18 protein-coding genes are annotated in these 25,320 nt (G+C 62.8%); 7 read left to right on the forward strand and 11 right to left on the reverse strand.

Annotated elements, in window-relative coordinates; translation table 11 throughout:
* Positions 1–100: 100 nt before the first annotated feature.
* Positions 101–814, reverse strand: a complete 714-nt coding sequence (locus NOV72_RS07180) for a hypothetical protein (RefSeq protein WP_106853901.1) — start codon at positions 812–814, stop codon at positions 101–103.
* A gap of 259 nt (positions 815–1,073) precedes the next feature.
* Positions 1,074–2,063, reverse strand: coding sequence for a hypothetical protein (locus NOV72_RS31845; RefSeq protein WP_146149952.1), 990 nt, complete (start codon positions 2,061–2,063; stop codon positions 1,074–1,076).
* A 428-nt stretch (positions 2,064–2,491) separates the two neighbouring features.
* Between NOV72_RS31845 and NOV72_RS07190 the strand changes: the two genes are divergently transcribed.
* Complete coding sequence (locus NOV72_RS07190; RefSeq protein WP_146149953.1) at positions 2,492–3,490, forward strand: hypothetical protein; 999 nt, start codon at positions 2,492–2,494, stop codon at positions 3,488–3,490.
* Between the two features lie 283 nt (positions 3,491–3,773).
* On the opposite strand, the gene NOV72_RS07195 is transcribed toward NOV72_RS07190, so the two are convergent.
* Positions 3,774–4,781, reverse strand: coding sequence for an aromatic ring-hydroxylating oxygenase subunit alpha (locus NOV72_RS07195; RefSeq protein ID WP_106853904.1), 1,008 nt, complete (start codon positions 4,779–4,781; stop codon positions 3,774–3,776).
* 191 nt (positions 4,782–4,972) lie between these two features.
* Between NOV72_RS07195 and NOV72_RS07200 the strand changes: the two genes are divergently transcribed.
* Positions 4,973–6,067, forward strand: coding sequence for a GGDEF domain-containing protein (locus tag NOV72_RS07200; RefSeq protein ID WP_106853905.1), 1,095 nt, complete (start codon positions 4,973–4,975; stop codon positions 6,065–6,067).
* A gap of 6 nt (positions 6,068–6,073) precedes the next feature.
* Here NOV72_RS07200 and NOV72_RS07205 read toward each other — a convergent pair whose 3' ends face one another.
* From NOV72_RS07205 to flhF, 3 genes are read right to left on the reverse strand one after another with little or no spacing between them, the layout of a single operon-like run.
* The gene (locus NOV72_RS07205) at positions 6,074–6,805 is read right to left on the reverse strand and encodes an RNA polymerase sigma factor FliA (protein ID WP_106853906.1); all 732 of its coding nucleotides are present in this window, start codon (positions 6,803–6,805) and stop codon (positions 6,074–6,076) included.
* A gap of 18 nt (positions 6,806–6,823) precedes the next feature.
* Positions 6,824–7,726 (reverse strand): MinD/ParA family ATP-binding protein, encoded by a 903-nt coding sequence (locus tag NOV72_RS07210; protein WP_106853907.1) that lies wholly within the window; start codon positions 7,724–7,726, stop codon positions 6,824–6,826.
* Positions 7,719–9,500 (reverse strand): flagellar biosynthesis GTPase FlhF, encoded by a 1,782-nt coding sequence (gene flhF / locus NOV72_RS07215; protein ID WP_106853908.1) that lies wholly within the window; start codon positions 9,498–9,500, stop codon positions 7,719–7,721. The genes NOV72_RS07210 and flhF overlap by 8 nt, the downstream gene beginning before the upstream one ends.
* A gap of 288 nt (positions 9,501–9,788) precedes the next feature.
* Between flhF and NOV72_RS07220 the strand changes: the two genes are divergently transcribed.
* From NOV72_RS07220 to NOV72_RS07235, 4 genes are all read left to right on the forward strand, one after another.
* Positions 9,789–11,495, forward strand: a complete 1,707-nt coding sequence (locus NOV72_RS07220) for a thiamine pyrophosphate-binding protein (RefSeq protein ID WP_106853909.1) — start codon at positions 9,789–9,791, stop codon at positions 11,493–11,495.
* A gap of 78 nt (positions 11,496–11,573) precedes the next feature.
* Entirely contained in the window at positions 11,574–11,837 is a 264-nt protein-coding gene (locus tag NOV72_RS07225) for a PepSY domain-containing protein (RefSeq protein ID WP_106853910.1), read from the forward strand.
* Between the two features lie 10 nt (positions 11,838–11,847).
* Entirely contained in the window at positions 11,848–12,363 is a 516-nt protein-coding gene (locus NOV72_RS07230) for a cytochrome b/b6 domain-containing protein (protein WP_106853911.1), read from the forward strand.
* Between the two features lie 128 nt (positions 12,364–12,491).
* Positions 12,492–13,379: an NYN domain-containing protein gene (locus NOV72_RS07235; RefSeq protein WP_181290884.1), complete on the forward strand. Its 888-nt coding sequence runs from the start codon at positions 12,492–12,494 to the stop codon at positions 13,377–13,379.
* Positions 13,380–13,461: 82 nt separating this feature from the next.
* On the opposite strand, the gene NOV72_RS07240 is transcribed toward NOV72_RS07235, so the two are convergent.
* The 4 genes from NOV72_RS07240 to hemE all read right to left on the reverse strand — a co-directional run bounded on the left by NOV72_RS07240 (position 13,462) and on the right by hemE (position 22,859).
* A complete protein-coding gene (locus NOV72_RS07240) occupies positions 13,462–14,610 on the reverse strand; it encodes a branched-chain amino acid ABC transporter substrate-binding protein (protein WP_106853912.1) in 1,149 nt (382 codons plus the stop codon).
* Between the two features lie 100 nt (positions 14,611–14,710).
* The gene (gene putA, locus NOV72_RS07245; protein WP_106853913.1) at positions 14,711–18,637 is read right to left on the reverse strand and encodes a trifunctional transcriptional regulator/proline dehydrogenase/L-glutamate gamma-semialdehyde dehydrogenase; all 3,927 of its coding nucleotides are present in this window, start codon (positions 18,635–18,637) and stop codon (positions 14,711–14,713) included.
* Positions 18,638–19,076: 439 nt separating this feature from the next.
* Entirely contained in the window at positions 19,077–21,323 is a 2,247-nt protein-coding gene (locus NOV72_RS07250) for a primosomal protein N' (RefSeq protein ID WP_106853914.1), read from the reverse strand.
* Between the two features lie 438 nt (positions 21,324–21,761).
* Positions 21,762–22,859: a uroporphyrinogen decarboxylase gene (gene hemE, locus NOV72_RS07255; protein WP_106853915.1), complete on the reverse strand. Its 1,098-nt coding sequence runs from the start codon at positions 22,857–22,859 to the stop codon at positions 21,762–21,764.
* 182 nt (positions 22,860–23,041) lie between these two features.
* Between hemE and NOV72_RS07260 the strand changes: the two genes are divergently transcribed.
* Entirely contained in the window at positions 23,042–23,881 is an 840-nt protein-coding gene (locus tag NOV72_RS07260) for a transporter substrate-binding domain-containing protein (RefSeq protein WP_106853916.1), read from the forward strand.
* A 3-nt stretch (positions 23,882–23,884) separates the two neighbouring features.
* On the opposite strand, the gene NOV72_RS07265 is transcribed toward NOV72_RS07260, so the two are convergent.
* Entirely contained in the window at positions 23,885–24,832 is a 948-nt protein-coding gene (locus NOV72_RS07265; RefSeq protein ID WP_106853917.1) for an alpha/beta hydrolase, read from the reverse strand.
* Positions 24,833–25,320: the final 488 nt, after the last annotated feature.

The following is a 25,320-nucleotide window of genomic DNA, read 5'->3' on the forward strand; positions in this document are numbered from 1 at the left end:
ACGACGCATTGTGAGGACCAAGATTTCTTTGAAAGGTGCCATCGACGCCGGAACGAACAACGCTGCAACGACGCATCGGTCGTCCGTAACACGGCATGGATCAATTTGGCTTGTAGTCGCGGCGCTTCGCGCTGGCCATCTTGAACCGAGCCAACCGATCGACTTTCGGCGAATGCTTGATCTCTCGCGACGTCTGAACGAAAGGCGCGGTGATCTTTCCAGCTTTTCCCTTACGTCCGTGGGCCGCGTGCCCGTACTTTCCAATGCTGTAGTCGCTCAAATGGCCCATGACCTTGGCCGCATGCTCCAACGAAATTTCGGGATCAGCTTTCATGTCGGAAGCTACTTGATGGCGGAAGCAATAGGGACTGACACGCGTTCGCAACTTCGGGAAGGTGCTTTTTCCCAACTGCACGACGCTGTTGTAGAGATAGTCCTTGTCGTGAGCAATGGTGAACTGAGCCGTCCCGTCGATTGCGTAGTGAGCAGCCATGGCATACAAATGCTTCAGCGCAGGATTTGCATCACTATCAGCCGTAAATCCGATAATGCGTGTTGGCTGCCCTCGCTGCCGTCCACCAGCGTCGACACACTTCGCGCCTCCCAGTTTTATTAAAAGACGTCCCCCGCGCACAGCGACCTGCGCGCCAATGGCGAGTTCCGCCGAACGACATCCGGTGAGCCAGAGAATAGCGAGCGCCGAAAGCAACTGCGGCCTAGATTCTCGCCATTGTGGTTCACATGCTTGTCGCCATAGGGTCTCGCGCCAGTTTGGCGGTAGCACCTTCAGAGCGGGTTTCTTGGCTTTTCCCATAGCGTGCGTCAATGGTTAGGTTTCACAGCGTGCGGATTTTTCCTTGTTCGATGTCGGGCGTATCGAGTCCTCCACACTTAGAAATCGACTTAGAACCACCCCCGAGTCGCTATGCGCCTCGACCCCTGAGGGGTAGGGCTCGTCAATTTTGGGCCGCACCACGACATGCCTTCGCATGTCGGTGTTACGACCCAAAGCAGCCAAGCCCCCTCTTGTCCGACATGCCGTCCGGACAAGAGACAGACACGATTTCGACGCGTCAGGAAGCTGTACTGTCGCCATCTGCATTCGCGACGCGGTTCCTTTTCTTTTCGGCTCCGTTCCGTATTAAGCGATCAAGTTGTCCGCGATCTGGGCCAGCCTGAGACGCCGGCAGTCCAATCGCCGCTCGCTCCGCAGCGGACCGCTTTTCGCGTGCTGCGTCTCTGATACGGATAGCTTCGTTAACCAAAGCACGTCGACTTCTTGCACTCGCGACCGCGAGTCCTCCTTTCGGTGAAAATTTCTCGCCCGGTTGATGCCCGAGTGCGCGTTCAACCAGTGACCGCACCCATCCCTTAACATCTGCGATGGCTTTCCCGTTTCGTGCATTGGCTACGAACTCGTCAACGATTTGCTGCGCAGTGGAGTGTGCAATCGGGTCAAACTGACCGAAAACTTCACGAAAAATTGCGCGATGGGGTTGTGCCTCCGACTCGAAAATCAGATCTGAAAACGAACTAAACCGGTTTTTTGTCGTGTTGTTGTTACTAATAGCTTTTGTATTTTGTTGTTTCTGTTTGCGCGCGGATTTCCCGAATGCGGACGTTCCGAGTTCGGACTGTCCGAGTTCGGAAAACAGGTTTTCGGCCGCTTCACGCTCACCGTCAGGAGCCGGTCGCTTACGATTCTTCAACCCTTCATGAGGCGGCACTGGCGGGACAAGCGAAAAGACATAGGCCCACCGCCAGTGACCGCGGGCGTTTTGGTATCGAGAGCGATTAAGATATCCAGCCGCGATTAGCTCCCGCGCGATCCTCGACCATCGGGTGTTGCCGTTGATGCCCAGAATATGGCGCAATGGGCCGATGCGAACTTCCCATCCGTTCTCCTTGCCGGCAAGCCAGCTGGCTACCGCTCGAGAGTCCAGGCTCAACCGCCAATCTTCGAGTAGGTATGTCGGAATGCTTCGGTAGTCGAATTCACGACTTTTTCGGATCGTGATTACAGGATCAACACCCGTCGCAGCCTCGACTTCCTTAGGAGTCACGCTGTCTCCGATTTACGCGGGCGACCACGGCGCTGTGCGACAGTGTTTAGACCATTCAGCCACTCCCGCACGTCAGCAGCGCGCCATCGTACGCATCGATTTCGGCTTATCGCGGGGCGAGGAAACTCTCCTTGCATGTTCCGCTGGTAGAACGCGCCGGGCGTGATACCAAGGAGGCAAGCGAATTCCTTTGGCGAGATGAGCGCACTCGGGTCTAGCTGTCCGAACGTCACGCGAAAGTCGCCGACGGGACTACTCTCAAAAGGCATTGCGAGCTCCTATATGGATCAGGTAATCTGATTTGAAATATTCGGGGTCGCGTCGCTCGCTGCACATGGCGCATACAAAGGGGTTTTGGGATGACGGGACGAAGTGCTTGGATCGAGGACGAGGAGCGCGCCCACAGGCATGCGCTAGCCTGCGATCTAGTGGCCGCATTGACCTTGGGCGGGAAGATCGCACGTGCTGTGATTGAGGAAAAACTCGGCCTTCCTTGGGGGAAACTGACAGAAATGTGTCGCAAAACTACGCGAAAAAGGTTCAATAAGAATTCAGGCGAGCGTGTTGAATCGTCGCCAAGTGGGCTGGAAGACTGGGAATTCGCTTGGATCGTCGGCAAAGGCTACGACAAGGGTCGTGGCGTGCTCACGGATAGGTTCGTTTTTGAATTCGGACTTGGGCAACTTATTGAATATGTCCAGCTGTCCAGTGGCGCAGGCTTAACCGAAGGCAGAGAAGTTGAACCTAAGGACAAGATGAAGGAGACGATTAAGGCGCAGGTCAACAATCGTCACAAAGCAAACAAGATATTTATCGCGGGACTTGCTCACGTGCGCCGAGGTGAAGTTCCTTGGTCAAACAACGGTAGACGCAAAAAGTGGGCAAATGCATCCTCGGAGGAGCGGTTGGCTTCGTTCGAGAACTGGTTTGACGCGATCGATCGCCTAGGTTGCCATGTCGTGAACCGTGAGGGATGGGAAGATTGGTTCGAACGAGCCAATCCAGCGGGTTCGATGGAGCAGTTCTTTCGGCATTGGATCAGCGCTTGGCACCCTGGCGAGGCTCCGTGTCCGCCTTGGATTTGGCCGGAGGTTGACTATTGGGACGCTCATGACGCGTTGGACTCGGACGACTTCCTTGACACGCTGATTCTCGTGACTGAGAGCGATATGCCGTATAGCGCTTACCACCGTCGATGCGTACAGCCCGAATGCAACGGTGGTCGTGCTCAGCCAGTCGCCGCGGAGACAGAAGACGACCAAGATTGGGAGTTCGGTCGTGACGTCACTGTTGATGACACTGACTGTTGGCTTGCCGAACTATCGACGCAAGCTGCGACTTCGAAGGTACCGTGGCAAATAGCATTTGATGCGTTGCCGGCGGAGAAATGGCGTAGCACGGGTCAGATTCCTATTAGCACGGGCTGAGATGAACAAACCCATGCTTCTCAGAAATATCGTAGAATCAACGCGTTAAGGTCAAAGGGCCTTACATACACTGGGGCAATTTCTCTCTCCGAAGGCAGGGGTTGCTGGTTCGATCCCAGCCGGGCGCGCCAAGAATTCTTCCTCGACGAAATTTGCGGCAATCACATTTGCCGGTTCGTTTATTATCCGGACATCGCGCCCTTGGCAGTAAGCCGTCCACCTATCCCGGACACGCCGAACCCCAGGGCGTTTTCACGTCTGGAGGTGTGCTGATCGACCGGGCCTACTCAAGAGCCCGGTCATCGCTGACCGTGCCATACTCAAACCCCATCCCCGCCAACCATCTCCGATACCCCACCGCCATCCGGTCACACCGCTGATGCAACTCCGCATCGAGATCGAGCGGCAGCCGCGCAGGCCATTGCGACTCGACGATCGGCGTGTCCTGCATCAGGATCTCCATATTGAAGTCGTAAAGCTCCTGATCGCTGTGCGCCGTGTCGTCTTCATGAATGGAAACGAGCCACGCGCGCGTCTCCGTCTGCGTGACCGGCGACGCGGCCAGCATGATATGCAGCGCGCCCTGCCCGCCCGACGCCATCTTCGTGAGACTCGCGATCAACGGCCGCTTCACCCGATACACATAGTCGATCATCGCGCCGCCGCCCTGACCGGGCATGCCCGCAGGCTGCCAGTATCGACACCGCCGCGCCTCGAGTCCGCCATCGGGCGTCTGCACGACGTCATAGTCCGGCACTTCCGTGTGCGCCTCTTCGCCCAGAATCCCGGCATGCACGAACGAAAAGTGCGCCATATCGAGAAAATTTTCGACGACGCGCGGCGCCGATGACCGCACCGTCTGCGGCGCGAGATTGATGCGCCGGCCACCGGCAATGCCGGCTTCGGGAAAGAAATCGAGCGCGTAAGCCGGCTCACCGAAGCACATCCACACGACGCCGTACTGCTCCGCGCTGACATACGTCGTCGCGCAGGCGCGCTTCGAAGGACGCAGCGACGGATTCGACGGAATCCGCAAACACTGTCCTTCGATGTCGTAGCGCCAGCCGTGATACGGACACACGATCTGGTCGCGCATCACGTGTCCGAGCGACAACTGCGCGCCCCGATGCGGACAGTAATCGCGCCACACATGCGCCGCGCCGATGCTGTCGCGCCACACCACGATCCGCTCATCGGCGACGACGAACCCGCGCGCGCCGCCCTCGGGAACGTCTTCGCTATTGCAAACGGGCAGCCATTCGCCGGCCAGAGAAAGAGTTTCGTCGCGCATCGCGGTGAATCGGAAATAGATGTCCCAAAGGCGTTCTTACACGAAACACAGCGTCTTCGCAAAACGTTGCAAAATAGCGGATCGCTCGCTCGGCGCGCTTCGATATCAATTCATCCAGCCGATGCCACGCGACGGGGCCGCAGTACACAACAGCAAGATAAAAGAAAGAAATCACCATCCAGGGGTTCAGTATGGAGCAGGCGCATCAACCGGCACGCCGGCCTTATGCATTCGCATGGTCCGGGCACCGGAATCCCGAACGCGAGCAGGCCACGCTGCGGGTCTGGATGGGAGCGGCGGTTCTTCTGGCCTACGGCATCTATTCGTGGCTCCGCCCGTCGTACGATGCACTCGCGGTCGCGCGCTTCGTCGCGCTCTACGTGTGTTACGGCGCGCTCACGCTGCTCGTCGTCAATCGCATGAGCGCGCCTTCGGAGAAGCGTCTCACCATCACGACCATCGGCGATCAAACGCTGCTCGGGCTCGCGCTCGCGGCGGGCGGCGCGATCGCGCTGCCGCTCATCTGGGTGATGTTCTGGTTTCTGATCGGCTCCGGATGCCGTTACGGCAAGCGCACGCTCGCCGTGTCATGCGCGACGGCGCTCGCCATCGTCGCGGCGCTCGGCGTCTGGCAGCCGTGGTGGCGCGCCAATCTCCCCGCCGCGATCGGGCTGGGGTTGAGCGTGCTGGGCGCATCGGTGTATTTGAGCGTGCTCGTCGACCGGCTCGGCAACGCGAATCGCGATCTCGCGCGTCAGGCATCGACCGATCCGCTCACGGGTCTGTCCAACCGATACGCGCTCGAACGGGTCGTCGATCGCGCGATGTCCGCCCGCGAAACCGATGGCGACGATGCCACCGCGCTCCTGCTCATCGATCTCGACGGCTTCAAGGAAGTGAACGATACCTACGGTCACGCCGTCGGCGACATGCTGCTGCAAGCCTTCGCGCAATCGCTCGCGAGGCGCATGCGCAAGACGGACACCATCGCGCGTCTGGGCGGCGACGAGTTCGTCGTGCTCGCGCATCACGTGCGCGACCGCGCGGCGGTGCTGTCCGTCGCCGACAGCATTCACTCGGTGCTCGCCGCGATGACAACGGTGCAGGAACGGCCGGTGTCGGTATCGGCGAGCATCGGCGCGTGTCTGCTTTCCAGCGCGACGTCCGCGCATCAGTCCGGCATCACCGCCGTGCTGCGCGCCGCCGACCGCGCGATGTATCGCGCGAAAAGTCTCGGCGAAGGTAAAACAGTCTTCGCCGAAACGCACGACTTCGAGATCACCTAGCCGGGCTTACGCCTCGACGCTCGTCCACGCCTGCTCGCGCAGCTTCGTGCGCAGGCGGGCGACCGCCTGGCTGTGCAACTGGCACACGCGCGATTCGCTCACTTCCATCACCGCGCCGATTTCGCGCAGGTTCAGGCCGCGTTCGTAGTAGAGGCTCATCAGCAGCTTCTCGCGCTCGGGCAGCTTGTCGATCGCTTCGATCAACGCGCCGCGCAGACTGTCGTCGAGCAGCGCCGAAAGCGGGTCCGAGCGATCGACGCAATAGCGGTCGAGGAACGGCTCGTCGTCGGCGGAGCGGTCGAAGTCTTCGTAATAGATCAACTGGCTGCCGTGCAAGTCCTGCAGCATCGACTGATATTCGTCGAGCGGCATCTTCATGTGCTCGGCGATCTCCGTCTCGCTCGCGGCGCGGCCGAGGTTCTGCTCGACCTTGTGCACCGCCGATTCCACTTCGCGCGACGTCTTGCGCATGCTGCGCGGCAGCCAGTCGTTCGCGCGCAGTTCGTCGAGCATCGCGCCGCGAATGCGCTGGCTCGCGTAGGTTTCGAATTGCGCTCCCTGATCTTCCTTGTAGCGGCTCGCCGCGTCCAGGAGGCCGATCATGCCGGCCTGGATGAGATCGTCGAGATCGACGCTCGCCGGCATCTTGGCGACGAGCTGAAGCCCCAGCCGACGAACGAGCGGCGCATATTTCGTCAGGACGTCCGACTGTGAGAGTTTGCCTTGGGCGTTATACATCTTGGTCACCTATCTTGATCACATCGACGCCGTGCTGCTCATTGCATGCGCGGGGAAGAGAACCTCCCGCATGCCACGATCAGAGTCGCCTACCGGAATGCGCGCGTTTCTCTGGCCGTCCGCTTTCGCCGGATAAGCGGCGGGACGCATCGGCCAGTGGAGGAGCTCCGCCGCGATCGCGCGGTAGTCGCGCGCCGCGGCCGTGGCCGGGAACGCTTCGACTGCGCAGCGTGAGAGATCCTTTGCCCGAGCGACGCGCGCATCCTCGGACACATACCCTGCATGCACGAGCGACACGGCCAGATACCGGCTCGCGACGCCCGACAAGTTGTCGAACGCGACCGCCGCGTCGGCCGGGTTCTGCACGTGATTGATGAGCACGCGGAACTGGCCGATCGCATGGGCGTAGTGCAGGCGCTTCATGCACGCATACGCCTCGGTGATCGCCGACGCGGCCACCCGCGTCACGATGAGAAAGTCATGCGCCTGCGCCGCGAGCGTCGACAGCGCGCCGTGGCGGTCCAGTTGCGCATCGATCAGCACGATGTCCGCCGGACCGTCGAGCAATGCGCGGCACTGCGCGGCGTCGTGGCTGATGCGTTCGTCGCGCGGCGCGGCGATCTGCGAAAAGCCGAACGGCGTGCGCTCGACCGCATCGGCGAGCGCGCGGCGGCCCGACATCACCGCGGCGAGCGCGCCTGCATCGGACAGACCCAGCATGCGGCTCGCCGAGCCCGCGTCCCGATGCTCGTCGATGACGAGCACATCCTTGCCGTGCGCGGACAGCGCCGCGCCGAGATTCACCACCGCCGACGTGCATCCGATGCCCGCCGGCCCGCCCGCAACCGCCACCACGCGCGAACCGGCACGCGTGAGCAGCCGTCGCAGACCTTCCGCCTGGTCGAGCACGAACTTATCCAAAGTGCACCCCATGCAGTTCGGTCGTGGCGCGCGCGGACAACGCGGACAGCAGCGCCGGCACTTCTTCGTCCTGCGGCACGAACGGCGAGCCGTCGCGGGGAATGCAGAACGCGCTCTTGATGAGAAAACGCTTGGTCGCGACGTACAGGTTCTCCGGCACCTTCTGGCCGGTCGACACGTAATGCACCGGCAGCTTGTAGCGGATGACCGTATCGAGCACGCCGCCGAGATTCGTCGCTTCGTCGAGCTTGGTCAGGATGCAGCCCGCGAGCGGCGGCTGATCCGCCGCGCTCTTGTACGCCTGCACGACTTCGTTGAGCGTGTCGCCGTGGCTCGTCGCGTTGAGCAGCAGAATGCGTTGCACCGGATGGCCCGCGCCGCACAGCATCGCGATCTGGTCGGAAACCATGCGATCGCGCTGGCTCATGCCGATCGTGTCGATCAGCACGATATGTTTGTTGCGCAGCTCGGAAAGCGCGAGCTGCAGATCGGCGCCGTCCTTCACCGCGTGGACCGATACGCCGAGAATCTTGCCGAAGATGCGCAGTTGCTCGTGCGCGCCGATCCGGTAGCTGTCGGTGGTGAGCAGCGCGACCTTGCTCGCACCGAAGCGCATCACGCAGCGCGCGGCGAGCTTCGCGGTGGTCGTCGTCTTGCCGACGCCCGTCGGGCCCATCAGCGCGAACACGCCGCCGCGTTCCATCAGCGCGTCTTCGCTGTCCATCACCGGAATGTTTGATTCGAGCACCTGCTGCACCCATTCGAGCGCGCCTTCGACGCTTTCCATTTCCGGCATGTTGTCCACCATCATGCGGACGAGTTGCGCGGAAAAACCGGCGGCGAACAGACGCTTGGTCAGCGCGGCGCCCGTCGGATTGCGGCGCTGGCGCTCGCCCCAGAGCAGACCGGAGAAGTGCTCTTCCATCATCGAGCGCATCGACGAAAGCTCGTTCATCACCGTTTCGTTGACGACCTGCTCCATGCGTGCGCGAACCGCTTCCGTCACGACCGCCGCCGCATTGGCCGGCAAACCTTCGAAGACGCCTTCCGGCGCGGCGGGCGCGGTGCTCGCGACCGGTGCTTCGGCGTGCGGCGCGCTCGCGTTGATCTTCTGCGCGGCGCGGCGCGCGGCGATCTGCGCGGCTTCGCGCGCCCAGTCGGGCGTGTCGACCTTCGATTCGACGCGCGGCTGGACCGCTGCCTGCGCGTGCTGGCGAACGACGTACTTGCCTGCTTCCGGCGTCTTGCCGGCGCGCGGCTCCTGCGCCACGACCGGAACCGGCACGCCCATACCGCGAGCGATCGCGGCCGACGCCGTCAGCGGACGATTCGACGGCATCGCCGCCTGCTGCGCGATGCGCTTCGCGTGCTCGATCAGCCACGGGTTCGTGTCGGCCATCGTGCGCGGCGCTTCATCGGCGGGCGCGGCTTCGGGTTCGTGGGCGATGTCGTCTTCATCGTCGAAATCGGTGTTCGCGCCGAACACCGACGAGAACACGTCGCCGCTCGTGTACGGATTCGCGGCGGATTGCTTCGCCGGGAGCGCGGCGGCCGCTGCCGCCAGCGCGGCGCGCGACGTGCCTGCCGAACGCGCGGCTTGTTCCTTCGCGGCGGGCGAGATCGACGCGATATCGCTGTCCGCGACGCCGACGATCTCGACGGAGCCATCATCCAGCGTGCGATTGGACAACACCACGGCATCGGGTCCGAGCGCTTCACGAACCTGGCGCAGTGCGTCGCGGCTGTTCGCGCCGATGAATTTACGAATGTTCAAACTTGCCCCCGATGAGGTGAAACTGCGATCTTTGCGAGGCGGAACCACCTGGCTCGTTGCCGTGTCCGCTTTCAGTGAGGCCATTATTGCGAACTTCACCATTCGTCCATCGCTGGATAAAGGGTGAGAAAAAGGGGTATTTCGGCTGATGGAAATGCGGCGCGCCGGCACGAGATTCCGCTTCGCTTCTTTCCGGACGCGTGGCCGACGGCGTAAGCTTTAGGGCAATTCGCTCACGGTCCGGCTCGCATCCGCGACGGTCCGGACACTCACAGGAGACTTCTTCGCATGGCGTCCGCTGTCCCCTCCGCGCAATCCGTTTCTCCCGAAAACCCAAGCACCGGCGCGCGTCTGCTCGTCGATGCGCTCGTGCATCACGGCGTCGAGCGCGTGTTCTGCGTGCCCGGCGAGAGCTTTCTCGCCGTGCTCGATTCCCTGCACGACGAAACCTCGCAGATCCAGACGATCGTCTGCCGCCACGAGGCGGGCGCGGCGAACATGGCCGAGGCGGTCGGCAAGCTGACGGGCAAGCCGGGCGTCGCGATCGTCACGCGCGGGCCGGGCGCGACGCACGCGTCGATCGGCGTGCACACCGCGTTTCAGGATTCGACGCCGATGATCCTGCTCATCGGCCAATGCGCGCGCGATCACATGGACCGCGAGGCGTTTCAGGAAATCGACTATCGGCGCATGTTCGGGCAGATGGCGAAATGGGTCGCGCAGATCGACGACCCGCGCCGCGTGCCTGAATATATGAGCCACGCGTTTCACACGGCGACGTCGGGCCGTCCGGGTCCGGTCGTGCTCGCGCTGCCGGAAGACATGCTGACCGAAGCGGTGGCCGCCGTGCCGCCGGTGCCGCGCTATCAGCGCGTGGCGGCGTCGCCGTCGGCGGCGCAGATGGATCGCTTGCGCGATGTGCTCGCCAGCGCGAAGAAACCGTTCTTGATCGCGGGCGGCAGCGGCTGGACGACCGAAGCGACGCAGGACTTCGCGCGCTTCGTCGAGCGTTGGCGGTTGCCGGTCGGCTGCGCATTCCGTTATCAGGACACGCTCTCGAACGAACATCCGAACTATGCGGGCGATGTCGGCCTCGGCGTCAATCCGGCGCTCGCCGCGCGCGTGCGCGATGCCGACGTGCTCTTCGTGCTCGGCCCGCGCATGGGCGAATCGACGACGGGCGGCTACACGCTGCTCGACATCCCGAAGACGAAGCAGACGCTCATCCACGTGCATCAGGGCGCGGAGGAACTCGGGCGCGTGTACAGCGCCGATTTGCCCGTGGTCTCGGGCATGCCGGAAATCGCGTCGCTTCTGGCCGCTTTGGAGCCGCCCGCCAATGTTTCCTGGGCCGGAAGCGCCGAAGCCGCGCACGCCGCGTATCTCGAATGGCGCAAGCCGCGCCCGATGCTCGGCGATGTCCAGCTCGGCGAAATCATGCGCCAGCTCGCGGAAAACATTCCCGCCGATTCGATCCTCACGAACGGCGCGGGCAATTACGCGACGTGGCTGCATCGGCACTATTCGTACCGGCATTTCCGGTCGCAGTGCGCGCCGACGAGCGGAGCGATGGGTTACGGCGTGCCCGCCGCCATCGCCGCGAAGTCGCTTTATCCGGACCGCACGGTGATCGCGTTCGCGGGCGACGGCTGCTTCATGATGTCGAGTCAGGAAATCGCCACGGCAATGCAATATGACTTGCCGGTGATTTTCATCGTCGTGAACAACGCGCAGTACGGAACGATCCGTATGCATCAGGAGCGGCACTATCCGAACCGCGTGCATGGGACGGGGCTCACGAATCCGGACTTCGTCGCGTATGCGCGTGCGTTCGGCGCGCACGGCGAACGCGTCGAAACGACGGAACAGTTCATGCCCGCATTCGAACGCGCGCGGATATCCGGCTTGCCCGCGGTGATCGAAATCCGCATTCCGCAGGATCAGAGCACGCCGGGCGCGACACTCGAACAAATTCGCCAGCAAGGACAGCGCTAAGCGACAAACTTTCAATCTTCTTGCAGTCGTCTCCCGGTGGCAGTAGAGTAGCCAGTTCAAAAACACCGGGAGTTAGCGATGCTTAAGATTCTGGCCTTGTCATTGGCGTTGGGTTTTTCGGGCGCGGCATTCGCGAAAGCCGACTGCACTGCGCATCCGAAAAGCGAATGGATGAAGGAGTCGGACGCCAAGGCGCAACTCGAGGCGCAAGGCTACAAGATTCGCAAGTTCAAGGTCGATGGCAACTGCTACGAGATCTACGGCCACGACAAGGACGGCAAGAAAGTCGAGATTTATTACGACACCAAGACGCTGGCTGTCGTGAAGTCGGAAGTCGAATGACGCTCGAATCGTGAAGGTCTGGGACGGCTTTGTCCGGCTGACGCACTGGGCCGTCGCGGGCATCGTGCTGTGGAATCTGTTCGGACCGACGGATTCCACGCATCGCGTGCTGGGATATGTCGCGGCCGGGCTCGTGGCCGCGCGCATCGTGTGGGGATTCGTCGGATCGCGTCACGCGCGATTTTCGGCGTGGTGGCCGACGCGTTCGCATCTCGTCGACTATCTGCGATCGCTTGCGAAAGGCAAGCCGATGCATCACGTTTCGCACAATCCGCTCGGCGCTTTGATGGCGCTCTTTCTCTGGTTCTTGATCCTCGCGCTCGCGGTGTCCGGCTGGATCATGCGGCTCGACGCGTTCTGGGGCGAGGACTGGCCACAAGAGATTCACGCGTGGCTCTCCGTTGCGGTCGAGGTTTGCGTTTGCGTGCACGTCGCGGCGGCGGTGCTGATGAGCGTGTGGACGCGGGAGAATTTGATCCGGGCGATGGTGACGGGGAATAAGCAAGACAAGCATCAGCGCGAGTGACCTGCTTCGAGGCAGCTTTAATTCAGCATTCGGCACTACCCATGGCATCGCGCCGCTTCCGATAATCGAATCCGCACTCTCGATACAGAGAGTGGACTCGATGATCGATAAAAAGGAGCGACTGCACGATGTCCCACGCAGCGAGGCAACTGACCAAGATCGGCGTGTTCTACGACGGGAATTACTTCGATCGCGTCAGCAAGTATTACAACCATCAACATGAAAAGAAGGCCTGGATCTCAGTCTCGGGCCTCCACGACTACATACGTTATTCCGTCTCCGAAAACGAAAACGTCGATGTCCGTAGTTGCCAGGTCATCGACGCGCATTACTTTCGTGGACGCTTTTCCGCGCAAAAGAGCAGTGAGAAAGCGTTGTTCAATGAGCGCGTAGTCGACGACATGCTCATGCGCGAAAACGTCACTGCGCACTATCTCCCGATGAACTTCGTCGGCAAGGAAAAGGGCGTCGATGTCTGGCTCGCTCTCGAAGCGTTCGAACTGGCGATCTACAAACAGTTCGATGTCGTCGTACTGATCGCTAGCGACGGCGACTATATTCCCCTCGCGCGCAAGCTCAAGACGCTTGGAATTCGCGTCATGACCGTCAGTTGGTTCTTCACCTTTGAAACTGCCAGCGGCGAGATCAAAGTGGCACGGCCGAGCCAGATGCTTCTCAAAGAGGTGAACTACTCCATCGCGATGTCAGAGGTGATCGACAGGATGGACAACACCTCCGGTGACGAACGCATCGTGCTGAGCGGCCTGTTCCAGCGTCGGCGTGATGGTCGACTGCCTTCCGGCGCGGCTGAAGCGGATTGGAAACTCGGTTTCATCGAAGTGCTGAAAGAGACATACGGTCTCATCAGACCAGAGATCGGCCTCAAGAACATGTTCTTTCCGTATACCGCGCTCACTGACATCGATCCGGACGAACTCGAGGAAGGTATGGAAGTGAGCTATCAGGAAGGTGTCGGGCAGAAGGGCCCCTTCGCACGAAAAGTCAGAACGAACTGACTTCCGTGAACGCCCAAAACAAAACGGCCCGGCCGCAAATGCGAACCGAGCCGTTCGATACAACGCAGAAAGCCTGAACCGCTTACTTCCCGCCCACGCTCTGCAGCGTCGTCCACTTCCCGCCGACAACCTTATACAGCGTAATCCCGCCGTTCTTCAGATCGCCCTTCGAGTCGTACGACAGGTGCTTCGCCGTCACGCCCTGCATGTCGGTCTTCGCGAGGAACGGCAGGTACTTCGCCGGGTCCGTCGAGTTGGCCGCCTTCATCGCGTTGAACATCGCCATTGCGCCGTCGTAGGCATACGGCGAATACGTCTGCACGTCTTCGTTGAAGCGCTTCTTGTACTTCGCTTCGTAGTCCGCGCCGCCCGGCATTTCGTTCATCGGCAGGCCGGCGAGCGATGCCACCGTGCCGTCCGCCGCGTCACCCGCGATCTTGACGAACGTGTCGGTCTTCACCATTTCGCCCGCCATCAGCGGCGCGCGGAAGCCGAGCGTCTTCATCTGCTTGACCATCGGGCCGGCTTGCGAATCCGCACCGCCGTAGTACACGAGGTCCGGGTTCGTCGACTTGATCTTGGTCAGAATCGCCTTGAAGTCTACAGCCTTGTCGTTCGTGAATTCACGGACGACGATCGTGCCGCCCGCCGCCTTCGCCGCCTTCTCGAACTGGTCGGCGAGACCCTGGCCGTATGCCGTGCGGTCATCGACGATCGCGATCTTCTTGACCTTCAGGTTCTTCACCGCGAACTCGCCCGCGACCGAGCCTTGCTGCGTGTCGGAGGTCATCATGCGGAACGCCGTCTTGAAGCCTTGCGTCGTGTATTCGGGCGCCGTCGCCATCGCGATTTCGGGAATGCCCGCGTTCGCGTAGATGCGCGACGCCGGAATCGTCGTGCCCGAGTTGAAGTGGCCGAGCATGCCCTTGATGCCGTCGTCGACGAGGCGCTGCGCGACGGTCGTGCCCGTGCGCGGGTCGGCCTGGTCGTCGGCCGAGTTCAGCACGATGCGGACCGGCTTGCCGCCGATCATCGGCTTCGTGGCGTTGAAATCTTCGACAGCGAGCGTGATGCCGTTCTGCATGTCCTTGCCGTAGTGCGCCTGCGCACCGGTCAGCGGTCCGGCGTAACCGACCTTCACGTCCTCGGCTTGCTGTGCGAATGCGGTCCCCGCGAGCGACAGGCCGGCGAGCGTCATGGCTGCCGCCAGCTTGGTCATCGTGTGCTTCATAGCTTCTCCTGGTTCCAGTGTGGATGGCAGCTTGTGCCGGGATCGCCGTGCCTGCTGCCGCTTGTTTGAATTCGTTTGAATCGAGCGCTCGAGGGCTGTCTCAACCGATCGTCATCAAATTCGCATTGCCGCCCGCCGCCGCCGTGTTCACGCTCACCGAGCGTTCCGTCAGCAGACGTTCGAGCGCATAGTCTTCGCCTTCGTGGCCAGCGTCGGCGAACGCTCCCGCAGCCACGCCCTGCACCGATACGATCGGTCCCGGACGCTTCGCGACTTCCTTCACGAGCGACAGCAGTTCATCGCTGTCGCCTTCGAACAGGACGGCGTCGAAATCTTCCGCCGCTTTCCTGACCGTCGCAAAAGGCTTGAGCGATGCCGGCAGCGACGCCGCCAGTTGATCGCCCGCCGATCCGCTGAACAACGCGCGGTTGCCCGTCGCGAGCGCGGCGGCGAGTTGCGCGCGCGCGCCGCTCGGAGTCGCCGCCACGCACAGCACCGTGCCGCGCGCGCCGAGCGTGTACGTGTTGCGTTCGCCGGTCGGGCCGTTCAGCACCGCCGTCGCGCCGGCCATCACGTGTTGCAGATAGCCGTCGCAGCGCGCGGCCGTCTGCGGATCGCGTTCGCCGATCGCCCAGTCGCGCAACGCGGTGAGCGCCGCGGCGGGCGTGTCCTTCGACTCGGCCTGATCGACGACGAGCGTGTTCGCGAGCGACTTCGGCAGACCGGTCGGGCGCTTGGCCAGCAGACGCTGCAAGTACAGCGCGCCGCCCGCCTTCGGACCCGTGCCCGACAGACCTTCGCCGCCGAACGGCTGCACGCCGACCACCGCGCCGATCACATTGCGGTTCACGTAGATGTTGCCCACGTGCGCCCGCGAGATCACATGCGCGATGGTTTCGTCGATACGCGTATGGATGCCGAGCGTGAGGCCATAGCCCGTCGAGCGAATTTGGTCGAGGAGTTTATCAAGGTTCGAACGGCGATAACGCACCACATGCAGCACCGGGCCGAAGACTTCGCGCTTGAGCTCGTCGATGCTGTCCAGTTCGACGAGCGTCGGCGGCACGAACGTGCCTTGCGCGCAGTTGTCGGACAGCGGCAGTTGCGTGACATTGCGGCCCTTGTCGCGCATGCCGGCGATGTGCGCGTCGATGCCGCGCTTCGCGTCGGCGTCGATCACGGGGCCGACATCCACCGAAAGGCGATCCGGATTGCCGACCGCGAGCTGCTTCATCGCGCCGGTCAGCATTTCGAGCGTGCGATCGGCGACGTCGTCCTGAAGGCACAGCACGCGCAGCGCCGAGCAGCGCTGGCCGGCCGAATCGAACGACGATTGCAGCACGTCCGCGACCACTTGCTCCGCGAGCGCCGACGAATCGACGATCATCGCGTTCTGGCCGCCCGTTTCGGCGATCAGCGGGATCGGACGGCCGTCCGGGTCGAGCCGCTCGGACAGCGTCTTGTTGATGAGGCGCGCGACTTCCGTCGAGCCGGTGAACATGACGGCACGCGTGCGCGGGTCGGCGACCAATGCCGCGCCGACCGTTTCGCCGTCGCCCGGCAAGAGTTGCACGGCGCCTGCGGGCACGCCCGCCTCGCGCAGAATGCGCACGGCTTGCGCGGCGATCAGCGGCGTCTGTTCGGCGGGCTTCGCGAGCACCGGATTGCCGGCGGCGAGCGCGGCGGCGACCTGGCCCATGAAGATCGCGAGCGGGAAGTTCCACGGGCTGATGCAGACGACCGGACCGAGCGGGCGATGCGTATCGTTCGAGAACTCGGCGCGAATCTGCGACGCGTAGTAGCGCAGGAAATCGATGGCTTCGCGAATCTCCGCGATGGCGTTCGGCAAGGACTTGCCCGCTTCGCGCACGACGAGGCCCATCAACGTGTGCATCTGCGCTTCGAGCAGATCGGCGGCGCGCGCGAGGCAATCGGCGCGATCTTCGACGGGCGTCGCCTGCCAGATCGGCGCGGCGGCCACCGCGTTGGCGATCGCGGCGCTCACCTGTTCCGGCGACGCTTCCACGACCGCGCCGACGACATCGCGCAAATCCGACGGATTGCGCACGTCGCGTGCTGCGCCGTTGTCTGCGCTCGCGCCTTCGAGCATCGGCTCGGCGCGCCACGGATGATGCGCGCTCGCCAGCAGCGCCGACGACAGCGACGCCAGACGATGCTCGTTCGAAAGATCGAGGCCCATCGAGTTGAAGCGCTCGTTGCCGTACAACTGACGCGGCAGCGGAATCTTCGCGTGCGGCGCGCCGAGCGGCGTGATCTGCTGCGCTTCGTCGATCGGATCGCGCACGAGTTCCTTCACCGGAATCGATTCGTCGGCGATGCGGTTCACGAACGACGTGTTCGCGCCGTTCTCCAGCAGGCGGCGCACGAGATACGCGAGCAGCGTTTCGTGCGTGCCGACCGGCGCATACACGCGGCACGGACGGTTCAGCTTGTCGCGGCCGGTCACTTCTTCGTAGAGCGGTTCGCCCATGCCGTGCAGGCACTGGAACTCGTACTGGCCGGGATAGTAGTTCTGTCCCGCGAGGTGATAGATGGCCGAGAGCGTGAACGCGTTGTGCGTCGCGAATTGCGGATAGACGGCATCCGGCGCGCCGAGCAGCTTCTTCGCGCACGCCAGATACGAAATGTCCGTGTAGATCTTGCGCGTATAGACCGGATAGCCTTCGAGGCCGTCGACTTGCGCGCGCTTGATTTCCGTATCCCAGTACGCGCCCTTCACGAGGCGAATCATCAAACGATGACGGCTGCGGCGCGCGAGATCGATCAGATAGTCGATCACGAACGGGCAGCGCTTCTGATAACCCTGCACCACGAAACCGATGCCGTTCCAGCCCGCCAGTTCCGGATCGAAGCACAGCGCTTCGAGCAGATCGAGCGAGATTTCGAGGCGATCGGCTTCCTCGGCGTCGATGTTCAAGCCGATGTCATAACGGCGCGCCAGTTGCGCGAGCGAACGCACGCGCGGCAGCAGTTCGTTCATCGTGCGTTCCTGCTGCGCGCGGGAATAACGCGGATGCAGCGCGGAGAGCTTGATCGAAATGCCCGGGCCTTCGTAGATGCCTCGCCCGCCCGCCGCCTTGCCGATCGCGTGGATCGCCTGCTCGTAGGACGCGTAGTAGCGCTGCGCGTCTTCCTCGGTCGTCGCGGCTTCGCCGAGCATGTCGTAGGAATAGCGGAAACCGCGCGCTTCATACTTGCGGCTGTTCGCGAGCGCTTCGGAAATGGTCTCGCCGGTGACGAACTGCTCGCCCATCAGGCGCATCGCCATGTCGACGCCCTTGCGGATCAGCGGCTCGCCGCCCCGGCCGATGAGACGCGTCAGCGCGGACGAAAGGCCCGCTTCGCTGTTCGTCGTGACGAGCTTGCCGGTGATCATCAGGCCCCACGTCGCCGCGTTCACGAACAGCGACGGCGCCTGGCCCATGTGGGATTTCCAGTCGCCCTTGCTGATCTTGTCGCGGATCAGCGCGTCGCGCGTGGCGCGGTCGGGAATGCGCAGGAGCGCTTCGGCGAGGCACATCAGCGCGACGCCTTCCTGACTCGACAGCGAAAATTCGTGGATCAACCCTTCGACGCCGCCGCCCGAGCTTTTCGCGCGCATCGCTTCGACGAGCTTCGTCGCGAGCTTTTCGGTGTCGGCGGCGACGGTCGCGGGCAATCGCGCCTGGCCAATGAGGAACGGCACGCACTCCGGCTCCGGCCGTCGATACGCCGCCGTGATCGCCGCGCGCAGCACGGATTGCGGCTGCACGTTCTGCGCGAAATCGAGGAAGGGATGCGGCGCGCCGTCTTCGTCGCCATCGACGGGCGCGGCGTCGGCCATTTCGGACGCGCCGTTCGCGCCGGAAAGCTCGGGCGGCAACTGGCCGTGTTCGATGCGCTCCAGATACGCGAAGATCGCCTGCTTGATCAGCCAGTGAGGAGTGCGCTCGAGGCGCGTCGCGGCATCTTTGAGCCGGGAACGCAGCAGATCGTCGACTTTGACGCCTAGGGTTGTGCTCGCCATATTTCCTTCGTTTGCCGGTCGTGCCCAACCCGGCCCATGACTAAAAAGTTGGCGAATCGTACTCCGCTGATTTAAAAGGTGCAACCGAGATTTTCGCTAGGGTTGCACCACAATGAAACCCTTATGGAACAAGGCTTTGAGCGATGCACCGCCGACGCTTGTCGCCTAGTAGTTTCCCTAATCTGGAATTTTTGAGACATCCCCTAAGTAATTCCTCGGTGCCCGCCGATATAAGGGCAATGCGCCGCTCACGGCGCGGCATTCGCGATCTCGGGGAGAGCAACGAGCATGAGCACTTGGATGGTCGTAACGGGCATTTGGGCGATGGTCGCAGTCTGCGTCGTGCTGTTCGTGCGGGGCGCGTCGCCGCATGTGCACCCATCCGATGAAGCTTCCCGGGACGCTTCCGGCGCCGAAGTCTGACCGCGCGCGACCCGGATCACACGTCCAGCGGATCGACTTCGACGTTCCAGCGCAGCACGCCCTTGAGCGAGCGCAGCACCGGTTGCCATGCGCGCAACGACGCCTGCAACGCGCCACGCGACGCGCTTTCCAGCAGCAGTTGCGCCCGATGGACGTTGAACACTTTCACGATCGTAAGCGGCACCGCGTCGTAGACCGTCACGCGATCCGCGCCGGGCAGCGGCGCAAACGCCGCCGCCGCATCTTCCAGGAACGAGAGCGCCGCCTCCAGCGTGCGGCCTTCGGCGCGCAACATCGCCTGATAGACGAACGGCGGCAAGCGTGCGTCGCGCCGCTCGGCGAGCGTCGAGTTGGCGAAACCCACGTAATCCTGCCGCGATAGCGCCTGATACAGCGCGTGACGCGGATAGCGCGTCTGGATCATCACTTCGCCGGGCAAGCCCGCGCGCCCCGCGCGGCCGCTCACCTGCGTCAGTTGCGCGAAGAGCCGCTCGCTCGCGCGAAAGTCGTGCGAGAAAAGCGCGGTGTCGGCATTGAGCACGCCGACCAGCGTCACGCGCCGGAAGTCGTGGCCCTTCGCGATCATCTGCGTGCCGACGAGAATATCGACTTCGCCCGCATGCACGCCGGAGAAAAGCGCCTGCGCGCTGCCCTTGCGGCGCGTGCTGTCGGCGTCGATGCGCAGCACGCGCGCGCCCGGCACCACGCTCGCGAGCGTTTCCTCGACGCGCTGCGTGCCTCGGCCCATCGGCGCGATATCGATGTTGCCGCACTCCGGGCACGACTTCGGAATGCGCGATTCCCAGCCGCAGTGATGGCAGCGCAGCGCGCGCTCAGGCTTATGCAGCACGGCATACGCACTGCAGCGCGGACAGCCGGCGACCCATCCGCAGGCGTCGCACGACAGAATCGGCGCATAGCCGCGCCGATTCAGAAACACGAGACTCTGTTCGCCGCGCTCGACACGCGTTTTCAGCGCGGCGATGAGCGGCCCCGCGAGCCCTTCGACCGATGCGCGGCCGCGCCGTCTCTCCTCTTCCAGATCGATGAGCTTCACGGCCGGCAATGTCGCATCGGCGACGGCCCGGCGCGCGAGCGTCAGCCGCGTGTAGCGGCCCTGCTCCGCCTGCCACCAGGTTTCGAGCGATGGCGTCGCCGAGCCGAGCACGACGGGAATGTCGAGTTGCTTCGCGCGATAAATCGCCAGATCGCGCGCCGAGTAGCGCAGGCCTTCCTGCTGCTTGTAGGCGGGATCGTGCTCTTCATCGACGACGATCATCGCGAGCTTCGGCAACGACGCGAGAATCGCGAGGCGCGTGCCGAGCACGATGCGCGCGTTGCCCGTGTGCGCCGCGAGCCAGTTGCGCGCGCGCTCGCCTTCTGCGAGGCCGCTGTGCATCGTGACGATGGAACTGTCCGCGAGCGCCGCGAAACGCGCGCGGAATGCGGCTTCGAACTGCGGCGTCAGGTTGATTTCGGGAACGAGGACGAGCGCTTGCGCGTCCGGCCGCGCGGCAAGCAAACCCGCGAGCGCGTGCAGATAGACCTCCGTCTTGCCGCTGCCCGTCACGCCGTGGAGCAGGAATGGCGCGAAGCCTCGGGCGCCGGAAATCGCATCGACGGCTTCGCGTTGTTCGTCCGTCAATACCGGCAGTGGCACGGCGCCGGTCGGCAGCAGTTCGACGTCAGCGCCGGTTTCGACGTTCTGCGCCGCCGCCGTCTCGATCCAGCCGCGCGCGAGCCAGTCGTCGAAAGTCAGGCTCGCTTTGGGATGCAGCGCGCGGGCATCGGACAGGCCGAGCGACGGCTGTTCCGCGAGAGCATCGGCCAGACGGCGCAGGGCGCTGGCGCGCGCGGGCAACGCGTCGGGAAGTTGCGCGCGTCCTTCGGGCAGAAGCCGATAACGCGTCTCCACGGCGAAAAGCCGGTCCCAACGCGAGGCGTCGCGCAATGCCTGGGGCAGCGCCGGCAGCGCGACTTCGCCCAGACTGCGCTGATAGTAATCGGCAGCGAAGGCGGCCAGCGCGATCCATGCTTCGGAGAGCGGCGCGCAGGCATCGCAAATTTCGGTAACGGCGCGCAGTTTTTCGGCGGGCACGTCGCTTGAATGGGCGATTTCACAGATCAGTCCGACGACCTCTCGCCGCCCGAACGGCACCTGCACCAGCATGCCGACGGCCGGCGCGTCCGGCAGCGCATAGCGATAGTCGAATAGCGCGGGAATCGGCTGATCGACGGCGACGCGTACGAAGAGGCCAGTCACCGTGCGCGACCCCGCGTACCACCGTCCGTCAGTGAATTGCGCCTGAGCGAAGCGAAGTTAAAGTAAAACATCAGAATCGTCTGTAAACCGCCGATTATTTTTGGATTTCCGATGCTTTCCACAGGCCTGTGGATAACTTTGTTGAGAAGTGCGTCCGACGTCGCGGCAAACAATGTCACGAATGCCTTATGTGCGTTAGCCCACATTTCGGGCGAAGCTCTTAAAATTCCCGATAAATCATAGACTTAAAGCGTACATAGAGACACGTTATTGGTTGCTGGAGGCCATACGTCTGATGGCGCGCCGCAGCGAACAAATTGTGCATAAGTTCAGTCTTGACATCGACGGGCGCCGCCTGAGATGGGCGATGCGGACGAAACGCTCCAGCCCTTGATTACGCGCCCCGAAGCACTGACGTTGCACTGCAACATGCCAGTTTCAGCGGGCAGCCTGTCCGCTACGCATCGCGCGGCTGTGCCGATGGACTTCGTCGACGAGCTCCGCGACATTCTCCGGCGGCGTGAATTGCGAGATGCCGTGGCCCAGATTGAAGACATGGCCCGGAAAATTCCCGAAACTCTCGAGTACCGCGCGCGCTTCGGTGCGAATGGCGGCAGGCGGCGCGAAGAGCACGTTCGGATCGATGTTCCCTTGCAGCGCCACGCGCGAGCCGACTTTCTCCCGCGCTTTGCCGAGGTTCATCGTCCAGTCGAGACCGACGGCATCGACACCCGTCGCGGCGATTTCCTCGATCCACAATCCGCCGCCCTTCGTGAAGGTGATGACCGGCACGCGCGCGCCATCATGCTCGCGCTTCAGGCCCGCGACCACCTTCGCGATGTATTCGAGCGAGAAGCGTTGATACGCGCCATCCGCGAGCGCGCCGCCCCACGTGTCGAAAATCATCACGGCCTGCGCGCCCGCTTCGATCTGCGCGTTCAGGTACGCCGTCACGGCTTGCGCGTTCACGTCGAGGATGCGATGCATCAGGTCCGGCCGCGCATAAGCCATCGATTTGACCGTGCGATGATCGTCCGAGCCGCCGCCTTCGACCATGTAGCACGCGAGCGTCCACGGGCTGCCCGAAAAGCCGATCAGCGGCACCTTCTGGCGGCCTTGCGCGTCGGTGAGCGCGCGGCGGATCTGGCTCACGGCGTCGGTGACATAGGAAAGCGTCGCGCCGATGTCCGGCACGGCGAGCCGCTTCACGTCCTCTTCGGTGCGCACGGTGCGCTCGAAACGCGGACCTTCGCCCTGCACGAAGTTCAGGCCGAGGCCCATCGCGTCAGGGACGGTGAGAATGTCGGAGAAAAGGATTGCGGCGTCGAGCGGATAACGTTCGAGCGGCTGAAGCGTCACTTCGGTCGCGTAGTCGGGATTCTTCGCGAGGCCGAGAAAACTGCCCGCGCGGGCACGCGTCGCGTTGTACTCCGGCAGATAGCGCCCCGCCTGGCGCATCAGCCAGATCGGCGTGTAATCGGTCGGCTGGCGCAGGAGCGCGCGCAGGAAGGTGTCGTTCAGAAGAGTGTGTGCCACGGCGCTCGATGCTGAAGGCAAAGAATCATCCATTCTACCGGAGCGGGCGGGCCTTTTCGTTGACTGAGCCTGGCAATTCGGGGAGCCTCATGCGGCGCGGCCTATGTCGTTCGGACGAGTGTCCGAAGGCGCGGAGGCCTCGGTATCATCGACGGAACCAACAACTAGAACCAGGAGAATCGATGCAACGCACGTCTGTCAGTCTCGCCGCCTCGGCGCTCGTCATGTCGCTCGCGCTCACGGGCGTCGCGCACGCTCAAACGGTTCGGGCCGGCACGGTAGCGGGCGCGACGCCCGCCGCGCCGGCTTCCGTCACAACACCCTCGCGGCTCGACGATATCCTCGCGCGTCACACGCTGCGCGTCTGCACGACCGGCGACTACAAGCCGTACTCCTTCCTGCGCCCGGACGGGCAGTTCGAGGGAATCGACATCGATCTGGCCGAAAGTCTCGCGAAGTCGCTCGGCGCGAAGGCGGAGTACGTGAAAACGTCGTGGTCGAACCTGATGAACGATTTCGTCGCCAAGTGCGATATCGCCGTGGGCGGCGTCTCGACCACGCTCGAACGGCAGAAGCGCGCGTTCTTCACCGCGCCGTACATGGAAGATGGCAAAACGCCTATCGTCCGTTGCGACGATGTCGACAAGTATCAGACCGTCGCGCAGATCGATCAGCCCAGCGTACGGACTATCGTCAATCCGGGCGGCACGAACGAACGTTTCGCGAAGCAGTTTTTCCCGCACTCGCAGTTGATCGAGTATCCGGACAACGTGACGATCTTCAAGCAAATCCTTGAAAACAAAGCCGACGTGATGGTCACGGACGCCTCCGAAACGCTGCTTCAGCAAAAGCTCAATCCCGGTTTGTGCTCGGTGCATCCGGACAAGCCATTTCAGTTCGGCGAAAAGGCGTATCTTCTGCCGCGCGGCGACGTTCCGTTGCAGCAATACGTCGATCAGTGGTTGCATCTCGCCCGGTCGTCGGGCGAGTTTCAGGCGGTGTATGACAAATGGCTGAAGTGATGCTCAACGTTCGTCGCGCATGAGTTCGCCCGCCCGCGCGCCGAACTTGCGCAGCCAGCCGAGCGCCGCTTCGGATTGCGAATGCATGCGCGCGAAACCGTGCGTCATGTCGTGCGCGTCGATCATTTCGACGCGGCCGCCGTTGGCTTCGAGAAAGCGCTGGAGTTCGAAGGCGTCGTCGTAGAGCGGATCGTAGGCCGCCGCGACGACGAGCGCGGGCGCCGGCGTGCGCGCGAACGGCTCGGAGAGCGGGAATGCGCGTACGTCGTGCTCTTTCGGCGCTTCGGCCGACAGAAATTGCGTCCAGTACCACTTCATCTCATCGTTCGTGAGGCCCGGACCGTTCGCATTGGCGACGCAGCTTGGACTTTCGAACTGGCGTCGCATCACCGGATAGAGCAGCAATTGCAAGCCGACAAGGCCAGCCACGCGCTCGTTCGCGCCGCGCGCCGCGACGACCGCCAGATGCGCGCCCGCACTGTCACCGCCGACGGCCAGCCGGCCTGTCGCGAAACCGAGCCGCGACCGGTGCTCCGCCAGCCAGATCAGCGCGTCGAGCGCGTCGTCGCACGGTGCGGGAAACGGATGCTCGGGCGCGAGCCGGTAGTCGACGCTCGCTACCGCGCACTGCGAATCTCGCGAGAGACGTGCGACGAGGCCGTCGTGCGTGTCGAGGTCGCCGACCACCCAGCCGCCACCGTGGAAGTAGACGATGAGCGGCAGCGGGCCGTGCGCGGCTTTCGGCTTGTAGACGCGCGCGACGAGCGTGCGCCCTTCGAGCGCGATCTCGATATTTTCCGCGGTCACGCTTTCGTCGCGTTCCCGGGCGTAAGCTTTGGCAACGTTGCTGAAGCGCTCTCGCACCGTCCGGGCATCCGCACCGGGCGGCAAAGCCGGAAAAGCCGCCTGGGCAGCATCGTAATAACGGAGCAGGTCAGCGTCGATCGTCATGGGTGTCTCCGTAGCGTTTTCTGGTTGACCGGTGCATCACAGGTGGCTTGCGCATCGATTTCATGCGTCCACCCGTTCGATTTTCGCGGAAAACCAGAAATAATGCGCTGGTCCTAAAAGCGGCATTTATCGATCATGCCAGGCCGATCGAATAATTGATCCGAATAACAGACAATATATCCGTGAAAATCAGGTGAATCGCGCGACAAAATTTCCTCCGCGCCTTATGGGACGCGGGTTACAACCTGAAACACTTTGTTACGGCGACTCGGAATCAATTCGCCCACAATCTGTTCAAACGGTTTCAACACGGATGTATTGGGCTGCGCTGTTCGAAAGTCGCGTAGTCTGATAGCTAAGCTCTCAAAATTTGGGGCATCGGTGCTGGGATCGTTATTCGAATGTAATCGGTTCGAAATCCCAAGTGTGGTCTCCTCGCGCTAACCCCGTAGCGTGTGGTTTTTAGCGGGCTCCAGGCCCGCTTTTTT

This window comes from Caballeronia novacaledonica, from assembly GCF_900258035.1.
Classification (GTDB): domain Bacteria; phylum Pseudomonadota; class Gammaproteobacteria; order Burkholderiales; family Burkholderiaceae; genus Caballeronia; species Caballeronia novacaledonica.

Coding starts and splice junctions, on each gene's coding strand:
- NOV72_RS07180 (WP_106853901.1), bottom strand. CDS start 814: ATGGGAAAAGCCAAGAAACCCGCTCTGAAGGTGCTACCGCCAAACTGG.
- NOV72_RS07195 (WP_106853904.1), bottom strand. CDS start 4,781: ATGCGCGACGAAACTCTTTCTCTGGCCGGCGAATGGCTGCCCGTTTGC.
- NOV72_RS07200 (WP_106853905.1), top strand. CDS start 4,973: ATGGAGCAGGCGCATCAACCGGCACGCCGGCCTTATGCATTCGCATGG.
- NOV72_RS07205 (WP_106853906.1), bottom strand. CDS start 6,805: ATGTATAACGCCCAAGGCAAACTCTCACAGTCGGACGTCCTGACGAAA.
- NOV72_RS07220 (WP_106853909.1), top strand. CDS start 9,789: ATGGCGTCCGCTGTCCCCTCCGCGCAATCCGTTTCTCCCGAAAACCCA.
- NOV72_RS07225 (WP_106853910.1), top strand. CDS start 11,574: ATGCTTAAGATTCTGGCCTTGTCATTGGCGTTGGGTTTTTCGGGCGCG.
- NOV72_RS07235 (WP_181290884.1), top strand. CDS start 12,492: ATGTCCCACGCAGCGAGGCAACTGACCAAGATCGGCGTGTTCTACGAC.
- NOV72_RS07240 (WP_106853912.1), bottom strand. CDS start 14,610: ATGAAGCACACGATGACCAAGCTGGCGGCAGCCATGACGCTCGCCGGC.
- putA (WP_106853913.1), bottom strand. CDS start 18,637: ATGGCGAGCACAACCCTAGGCGTCAAAGTCGACGATCTGCTGCGTTCC.
- NOV72_RS07260 (WP_106853916.1), top strand. CDS start 23,042: ATGCAACGCACGTCTGTCAGTCTCGCCGCCTCGGCGCTCGTCATGTCG.
- NOV72_RS07265 (WP_106853917.1), bottom strand. CDS start 24,832: ATGACGATCGACGCTGACCTGCTCCGTTATTACGATGCTGCCCAGGCG.